A 1,008-nucleotide genomic window follows, 5' to 3' on the forward strand; every position below is an offset into this window, starting at 1 on the left:
TTGTGTCATAAATGTACATCCTTCTGTATCAACAACAGTTACTAAATGTTCCCCAGCACTTACTCCTGTAAACACATTAGAAGACTGTAGTGGACCTTCGTCTAACGAATACATCAATGTTCCTGAACCTCCAGTTACATTTACTGTAATAGTAGCGTTGTCACTAAAATATTCACTTTGAATAATTGTCATTGATGTCGCAGGCATTGTCTCTGTTACAGTTGCTGTAGCACTTGCTAATAATGGATCTGATGAACATCCTGTTAACCAATTCGTAGCTATTACACTATACGTTCCTGCTTCATCAACTACTAAAGTTGAACTAGTTGCTCCTGGTATAATATCTCCGTTTGTATCAAACCATTCAAAATCATAATCCGCATCATTTAAGCCAGTGTTTAAAGTATATGTTTGATATACTTCTCCTGCAGCTGTAATACAAATATTACCATCAGTTAATACTGGCAGTGGAGCTGGATTTACATTCACTCTATAATCCGTATAACCACCTTGACATTCTCCTAAACTTGAACGTACTCGGTAAATTACATAACCTTGTGTATTAGTTGTTGCTGTTAACGCATCATTTATCGTTACTGGTGCTATTCCAGTTCCTGGAGTAGCGCCTGATACATTTACAACTGTTAACACTTCCCATGTTAATTCTGTTCCTGCAATAAGTGGGGAAACATCAACTATTAAATCAGTATCTTCTCCACTACAAATTGTTTTTATTGGAGATGGAATTGGTAAACCTGGATTTGGATTCACTGTAACTACTCCACTTTGAAGAGTATTACCCGGACATCCATTACGAACTGATGAAACTTCAAAATAAATTGTTCCCGCCACTAATGGATTACTTGTAATTACCTGTAAATCAAAAGCCGCTGTTGTTGAAGTTGCAGTGATTGTACCAGAAGTAACTCCTCCCACTACAGTTACACCATTTGTGATAGCTGTCCATGTGTAAGTGATACCACTTATATTTCCAACAATATCAACATG

1 protein-coding gene is annotated in these 1,008 nt (G+C 36.9%); it reads right to left on the reverse strand.

Annotated elements, in window-relative coordinates; genetic code table 11:
• A partial coding sequence (locus tag C8D80_RS12730) for a PKD-like domain-containing protein (RefSeq protein WP_317125884.1) occupies positions 1-1,008 on the reverse strand: 1,008 nt, incomplete at both ends.

Origin of the sequence: Flavobacterium cheniae, assembly GCF_004363695.1 — a bacterium.
Classification (GTDB): Bacteria; Bacteroidota; Bacteroidia; order Flavobacteriales; family Flavobacteriaceae; genus Flavobacterium; species Flavobacterium cheniae.